Annotated in this window: 5 protein-coding genes and 1 pseudogene; 2 read left to right on the forward strand and 4 right to left on the reverse strand. The window is 68.5% G+C overall.

Annotated features, from left to right (window positions below):
• Positions 1-73: 73 nt before the first annotated feature.
• The 3 genes from metG to ACFVXE_RS15285 all read right to left on the reverse strand — a co-directional run bounded on the left by metG (position 74) and on the right by ACFVXE_RS15285 (position 3,779).
• A complete protein-coding gene (gene metG / locus ACFVXE_RS15275; protein WP_389671601.1) occupies positions 74-1,798 on the reverse strand; it encodes a methionine--tRNA ligase in 1,725 nt (574 codons plus the stop codon).
• Positions 1,799-2,058: 260 nt separating this feature from the next.
• A complete protein-coding gene (locus ACFVXE_RS15280; protein ID WP_389671602.1) occupies positions 2,059-3,381 on the reverse strand; it encodes an RNA polymerase sigma factor in 1,323 nt (440 codons plus the stop codon).
• On the reverse strand, positions 3,378-3,779 hold the full coding sequence (locus ACFVXE_RS15285) for a YciI family protein (protein WP_389671603.1): 402 nt from the start codon (positions 3,777-3,779) through the stop codon (positions 3,378-3,380). Before ACFVXE_RS15285 ends, ACFVXE_RS15280 begins: the two co-directional genes overlap by 4 nt.
• 1,033 nt (positions 3,780-4,812) lie before the next feature.
• Between ACFVXE_RS15285 and ACFVXE_RS15290 the strand changes: the two genes are divergently transcribed.
• Positions 4,813-5,340: a hypothetical protein gene (locus ACFVXE_RS15290; protein ID WP_389671604.1), complete on the forward strand. Its 528-nt coding sequence runs from the start codon at positions 4,813-4,815 to the stop codon at positions 5,338-5,340.
• Between the two features lie 553 nt (positions 5,341-5,893).
• Here the strand turns inward: ACFVXE_RS15290 and ACFVXE_RS15295 are convergent.
• Positions 5,894-6,442, reverse strand: coding sequence for a class I SAM-dependent methyltransferase (locus ACFVXE_RS15295; protein WP_389671605.1), 549 nt, complete (start codon positions 6,440-6,442; stop codon positions 5,894-5,896).
• Positions 6,443-7,004: 562 nt separating this feature from the next.
• Here ACFVXE_RS15295 and ACFVXE_RS15300 point away from each other — a divergent pair.
• Positions 7,005-7,189 (forward strand): annotated as a pseudogene (locus ACFVXE_RS15300) (hypothetical protein); the annotation flags it as partial.

Consider the following 7,189-nt stretch of genomic DNA (forward strand, 5'->3'; position numbering starts at 1 on the left):
CGGACCGCCGGTGCTCTCGCTGCCGGTACCGTCGCTGAGCGCACGGGGCGGTACGCGTGGGCGAGAGCGAAGGTCAGGCGGACGTTCCGCCGCCGAATCGCCCACGGTAGGACTCCAGGTCCTCCTCCGTGATCTTCGCGAAGAGGACGGGCGGAACGGTGAACGCCGTGCCGGCCGGGACGGCGTCGAGAGACCTGGCCTGCTCGGTGGTCACCCAGGTCGCGTCGTCCCCCTCCAGCGCGAAGGCACCGCGCATGGCGGTTGCCGAGGCGGGGATGAACGGCTCGGACACGACCGAGTACAGGTGGATCAGGTTCATCGCCGTCCGCAGGGTCAGTGCGGCGCCGTCCGGGTCGGTCTTGATCTCCAGCCAGGGGGCCTTCTCCTCCAGGTAGGAGTTTCCCGCGGACCACAGGGCGCGCAGCGCCGCCGCGGCCTTGCGGAACTGGAGGGCCTCCATCTGCTCCTCGTACTCCGCGAGCAGCCGTGCGATCTCCTCGCCGAGCTTCGCCTCGGCATCACCGGCCGCATTGCCTGCCGGGACGTCGTCGCCGAACCGCTTGCGGGAGAAGGACAGCACGCGGTTGACGAAATTGCCGAGCGTGTCGGCAAGATCCTTGTTGACCGTGGCTGTGAAGTGCTCCCAGGTGAACGACGAGTCGTCGGACTCGGGAGCGTTGGCGATCAGGAAGTAGCGCCAGTAGTCGGCGGGCAGGACCTCCAGGGCGGCATCCGTGAAGACGCCGCGCTTCTGCGAGGTGGAGAACTTGCCCCCGTAGTACGTGAGCCAGTTGAAGCCCTTGACGAAGTCGACCTTCTTCCACGGCTCGCGTACGCCGAGCTCGGTCGCCGGGAACATCACCGTGTGGAAGGGGACGTTGTCCTTGGCCATGAACTCGGTGTAGCGGACGGTGTCGTCGGCCTCGTACCACCACGACTTCCAGTCCCGGATCTCGCCGTCCGCGGCAGCGTCCGCCCATTCCTTCGTCGCGGCGATGTACTCGATCGGAGCGTCGAACCAGACGTAGAAGACCTTGCCCTCGGCCGCCAGTTCCGGCCAGGTGTCCGCCGGAACCGGAACGCCCCAGTCCAGGTCCCGGGTGATGGCCCGGTCATGAAGTCCCTCGGTCAGCCACTTGCGGGCGATGGACGTGGACAGATGCGGCCACTGCGCGCTGACGGAGCTGATCCACTCCTCGACCTCGTGCTGGAGCTTGGACTGCAGCAGGAACAGGTGCTTGGTCTCGCGGACCTCCAGATCCGTCGAGCCGCTGATCGCCGAGCGAGGGGCGATCAGGTCGGTCGGGTCGAGCACCCGGGTGCAGTTCTCGCACTGGTCACCGCGGGCCTTGTCGTAACCACAGTGCGGGCAGGTGCCCTCGACGTACCGGTCGGGCAGGAAACGGCCGTCGGTGGGGGAGTACACCTGGCGGATCGCCCGCTCCTCGATGAACCCGTTCTCGTTCAGCTTCCGCGCGAAGTGCTGAGTGATCTCGGCGTTCTGCTGCGAAGAGCTCCGGCCGAAGTAGTCGAAGGCCAGCTCGAAACCGTCGTACACGGCCTTCTGCGCGTCGTGCGCCTGCGCACAGAACTCGGCGACGGACAGGCCGGCCTCCTTCGCGGCCAGCTCCGCCGGCGTGCCGTGCTCATCGGTGGCGCAGATGTAGAGGACGTCGTGACCACGCTGGCGGAGGTACCGGGAGTACACGTCCGCCGGAAGCATCGACCCGACCATGTTGCCCAGGTGCTTGATCCCGTTGATGTAGGGAAGCGCGCTGGTGACCAGGTGTCGAGCCATCCTTGGATGCTCCATTTCGTGCGTACGGCGCCGGTGACAGTGCCACGGCGGGCCCAAGTCGGGAGGTCGCAGGCGACGCGGCCACTCGGATCACCTCGGGGCATCGCCCGTGGTGAGGGGACCGGCCTGCAAACCACTCGCATCCTATCGAACCCGGGGAACGCCCCTCGCTGGGTTTTCCCGGCCCCGGCCGGTACGGTCCCACCCTGCTGGAGTCCGTGCACATCCATCGAGGCGGCCCACGAGATGCGGGGGACCTCTCAGCGGTCGTGAGACGGGGCCGGGCCGGCGGGTCGGCCACCGGCGTCGCGGATCGTGGCCACGGCCGGTGAGGGTGCCGGCGTGGTGTCGAGCTGTGTCCGCCGGTGCAGCCGGGCGGCTTTCGCCGTCAGGAAGCGCTGTTCCGGGGTATTGGTGGTGCGGGCTGCGGCCGCACGGTAGTGGACGAGCGCGGATGCCGTGTCGCCCGCCATTTCCAGCAGGTGCGCTCGAACGGCGTGCACGCGGTGGTGGTCGTGGAGTGGCCCGTTGTCGGCGTCCAGCTCGTCGAGCAGTGTCAGCGCAGCTGCCGGGCCGCTGACCATCGCGACTGCGACTGCGCGGTTCAGGGTGACCACCGGGCTCCCCGCGACGCGTTCGAGCAGCCCGTACAGGCCCAGGATCTGCGGCCAGTCGGTGTCCTCGGCCCGTGCCGCGTCGTCGTGAACGGCTGCGATGGCGGCCTGCAGCCGGTATTCGCCGGGTGGTCCGCTGCCGATCGTCGAGGCGAGGAGGCCGGCACCCTCACCGATCAGGCGACGGTCCCAGCGCGTACGGTCCTGCTCGGTCAGCGGGATCAACTCACCGTCCGGGCCGGTGCGTGCGGGCCGGCGGGCTTCGGTGAGCAGCATCAAGGCCAGGAGTGCGGTTGCTTCGCCTTCACGGGGGACGGCGTGGTGCAACTGTCCGGCCAGCCGGATGGCTTCACCGGAGAGATCGGCGCGGTGGAGCGCTGAGCCGCGGGTGGTGGTGTAACCCTCGTTGAACATCAGATAGAGGACGTGCAGGACGGAACGCAGTCGAGGTGCCCAGCTGTCCGTTCCGGGTTGGGGGACGTCGAATGCGTGATCCGACGCTTTGAGGCGTTGTTTGGCCCGGCTGATGCGCTGCGCCATGGTGGCCTCCGGCACCAGGTACGCGCCTGCGATCTCGGAGGTGGCCAGACCGCCGACCGCACGCAACGTCAGGGCGATGGCCGACGAGACGGTGAGGGTGGGGTGACAGCACATGAAGAGGAGCATGAGCGTGTCGTCGTCCGCGGGAGCACTGCCGGCCGCCGGCTCCCGGGCCGTGCGCTCCTCGCGTCGTTGTCGCGCTTGTTCGCTGCGTACCTGGTCGGTGTACCGGCGGGTCGCGGTCTGGAGGAGCCAACCACGGGGGTTGGCCGGGACACCCTCGGCGGGCCAGTGCCGCGCGGCGGCGATGAGAGCTTCCTGAACAGCGTCCTCGCACATGTCGAAGTCACCGAGCCGTCGCACGAGTATGCCCAGGACCTGCGGCGCCAGTGTGCGCAGCAGGTCCTCGACGGCGGGATGTCCGGTCACAGGTCGCCGTGGGATTCGTCCATGACCTGTCGTACCTCGACCGGCTGTTGCGTCGGTACCCCGCCGGGGCCCGGCACGGCGGAGATCCGCGCGGCGATCTCCAGGGCTCGCGCCTCGGTCTCGACGTCGAAGACGTTGAACCCGGCAAGGACTTCCTTGGACTCCGGGAACGGGCCGTCGGTCACCAGCGGTGCCGCACTGCCGTCGGACCGTACGATCTTCGTCAGCCGCGGGTCGGCGAGCGCCATGAACTGGACCATCTCCCCACTCTCGGTCAGTTCCTTGGTCAGCACCTCGTAGTAGTTGAAGTGTGCTGCGATGTCACCAGGCTCCCACTGGTCCATCGGCTCCTCGACGACTCCGCCGTCGTGGTTGACCATGAGGATGAATTTCGGCATGTCAGCTCCTGTGCCTGTTGCACCCAGTGTGGCGCACTCACCCCATGGACGGAGCGGAAAAGCGGATCTCTACATCGGCGGCAGAAAATTCTTTCGGGAGGGGGCAGGGGGCTTCCGAGGGGAAGCGCGCGGCCATCGTGAGCTGCGAGGTCTCCTTTCCTGGCGAGGGGTTGGGCGACAGCTTCGGCGGCCGTCTCCGGGGATGCCGCGACCGGTCCGGTCAGGCTGCGGAGTGCTCCGGGGGTTCGAGCCGCGACCGGCAGCGGCCCGGATCGGTACCGCGACCCGGCGTGACGCCGCCGCCTCCGGCCGCCGCTCGGCCCCGACGTCCCGGCGCGGGTACGTGAGACCGGGCGTGGGTACGCGGATCGCGTACGTGCCGGACGGGGGATGGTTCCGGAGTCCTCTTGGACGCCACCTCTGGCGGGCCGTCATGTCGCTCACACCGTCGGCGTGCCCGCGGTGGTGGAGCGGGACTTCTGAGTCGGCAGGAGTGCGCCGTGCGCCGTCGCCGTCCCGGCACGCGTAAGACCGGCCGGCAATGGGAGGGCGGCGTCACGGGGTCCGGCACGCACACCTGCGGCGTTGTCGTCACTCACCATGGCTCCGCCATGACTCGGCCCTCCGCCTTGCAGCTGCACGCACCGGACCCCGCTCCTTCCCTCACCCTCCCATTGCCGGTCGGTCTGAGTGGGTGTGGTCGGCACTGCGAGAGCTGCGGGCTCCTGTGACGCTTGTTCAGAGCATGAGTGCGAATTCACCGTTCCCGGAATCGGCAGCATGCTGCCGACAGGGTGAGCGGGAGTCAGCAAGTCGCCCAGAAAGCCTAATGGGGTGCCAAATCCCCTCGTCTTGCCCGTAGTTGGCGAGTCGTTGGGTGCCTTCCGGGTGTGCGTCACGGGCTGTCCGTACACCCGGTCGGCCCTATGGTTCCCCGTCTTCATGACGCCCGACATGACAGCCAATGGGGGCATTAGTACGTTCATTACATGTCGGCTGTCCGGCCGACGTCTCAGAGACAGGAAGAAGTGCCATGACGACACGTACCGTCGCCGTGACCGCAGCCGTTGTCGGCGCTGCGGCCCTGGCCGTAACGGGTATCTCCTACGCCTCGGCTTCCGGGACCCCCCAGGCAGCCCCGGCCGTCCAGCCGGCCGTCGCCGCCCAGGCTCCTCTTGGTGGCGACAGCGGCAACGCGGGCAAGGGCAACGAGGGCAAGGGCAACGAAGGCGGTGGCGGCTACGGCGGCGGCCGCGGCGGCCACAACTACTACGAGGGACGCATCTACATCAACGAGCGCTCGTACTCCGCGCGCACGGACGGGTGCATCACGGTGGTGAGCGGCCTGGGTTCCAGGACGTTCAACGTTCGTAACGACAGCCGCCGGTCCGTTGAGGTCTTCCGTGGCGCCACCTGCGACAACGGCTCCCCGGTTGCGACGATCGGCCCGTGGAGCACGAGCAACAGTGTCTTCGCTCGCACCGTTCGCGGTGGCGTGTTCGTCCGCAACGGTGTCGTGGGCAGCTTCCGGGTGATCGAAAACCGCCACGGCCAGTGGTAACAGCCCCATCCCCGAATAACGGAAACCCCGGCCCGTCGGAATCGGGCCGGGGTTTCCCCGTTGCGGACTGCTTCCGCCGCCCGCGGCGACGCCGACGACCACTGACCACGGTCCTGCGGTCCCATCGCCCCCAGGTGTACTGATCCGTCAGGCCCGAGGAAGATTCTCATGACTCCAGGGAGGCGCGTCAGGCGGCATTCGAGCAGGACACCGCGGCCTTCGGGTTCGGTCTGTCCGGCGCAGAGGCGCCGCGGATCGCGGCACGCGTCGACCCCTTCATGCGGCCTGTCTGTTCTATGCAGGTCTGTCTGTCCGCCTGGGTCCGCAGCCGCGGCTGACACAGTTCTGGTGAGCGTCGATACGGGCAGAGCTTCCGGCGCCCAGCGGCCGTCCTGAACCGACCACCGAGCGGGTCGCCGTCCAGAACGCTGACGAGGAGAGTTCGGCACCTGCTGCCGGCTTCCTTCGGCGTAGGCGTTCAGCAGTGCCGAGTGCCGGTGATTTGGTCGGGCGGGACACGGTCGGGCGGGAGTTGGTCGGCAGTGGTGCTCGGCTACGGTTTCTCGGCACGGAGTGCAAGGACGCGTGGCACAGGATCGTCAAGGGGCTCCACGACTCGCGTGATGACCAGGCCCGCAGCGATGAACGCGTTGAGGAGCTCGGCAAGCGGCACATGCCGCATCCCGAGCCGCTGACGAATCCCGCCCTCGCGCCACCAGGGCGCGGGGCGGTGCCAGTCCCCGGTGCGGTACGTGGGGTGCGCGATACGGCCGCCGTCCTCGCGGTCTTCGGTGTGCGGTCCCGTGAAACACGGATGCGCCCCGTAGTGCACCACTGTCCCGCCCGGGCGCAGCACCCGGGCGGCATCGCGTATCACGGCGGCGAAGTCGTTCACGTCCGTCGACAACCCGAGGGTCGCGACGGTGGAGAACACCGCGTCGCCGAACGGCAGTGCGGCGCCGTCGGCCTGGGCGAGCCATTCGCCGGGGACGCGGCGCTGCCGGGCGAGGCGTAGTTGGTCCGCGGAGTAATCGACTCCGACGACCGTTCGTCCACCGGCGCGCAGAGCCTGGAACCGCCCCTTCTTCCGATGAACCGCCATGCCTACCGTACGGCGGACTCCGAGAGGGTGAGGCGCTGGTCGACGAGTCCGGTGACGTCCGTCTCGGCGCTCGTCGACCTGCCAGGGGAGCCGGTCGCAGCTCCGAGGTGCAGTGGAACTCCCGTCGGGCCACAGCAACTGACGCCCCCGGAGTCCTGGCGGGCATGAGTGTCCGTCAACTCGCTCCGGTGCCGGTCAGCCGGTCGATCGGGGACCTGGCGGCCTCTCGACGGATCCTCCTGGACGCATGGGTGACGGTTGTTCACGGAGTTCGGGGTGCGGCGTCTTCGTGCCGGTGCGGGCGGGATGCTGCCGAGAGGGTGACCGGGCGTCAGGAAGTCCCCCGGAAAGCCTAATCAGGCACCAGATATGCCCGCCCATCTGCTTTTTGACGGCACATCAGGTGATGAGGTGTCGGACGGTGCGTGGTGTTCGTACACCCGGTCGGCCCCCTGGACCCCCATCTCGGGCATTTCCGAAATGACAGCCATGTGGCCTGTTAGTACGTTCATCGCAAGATCGGCTGCCCGGCCGACATGTCTCTGAGACAGGAAGAAGCGCCATGACTACGCGTACCGTCGCCGTGACCGCCGCCGCAGTGGGCGCCGCGGTCCTCGCCACCACCGGCATCACCTATGCCGCGGCCGCCGGTCCCGCCGCCACCCCGCTCGCCGAGCAGACCGCCCTCGCCACCGCCCCCCTCGGCGGCGACAGCGGAAACGGAAAGGGCAACGAGGGCAAGGGCAA

The organism is Streptomyces sp. NPDC058231 (assembly GCF_042882275.1).
Lineage (GTDB): Bacteria > Actinomycetota > Actinomycetes > Streptomycetales > Streptomycetaceae > Streptomyces.

What these genes read in the sequence shown, in the direction of transcription:
- metG (WP_389671601.1), bottom strand. Translation starts at nt 1,798, where the DNA reads ATGGCTCGACACCTGGTCACCAGCGCGCTTCCCTACATCAACGGGATC.
- ACFVXE_RS15285 (WP_389671603.1), bottom strand. Translation starts at nt 3,779, where the DNA reads ATGCCGAAATTCATCCTCATGGTCAACCACGACGGCGGAGTCGTCGAG.
- ACFVXE_RS15290 (WP_389671604.1), top strand. Translation starts at nt 4,813, where the DNA reads ATGACGACACGTACCGTCGCCGTGACCGCAGCCGTTGTCGGCGCTGCG.
- ACFVXE_RS15295 (WP_389671605.1), bottom strand. Translation starts at nt 6,442, where the DNA reads ATGGCGGTTCATCGGAAGAAGGGGCGGTTCCAGGCTCTGCGCGCCGGT.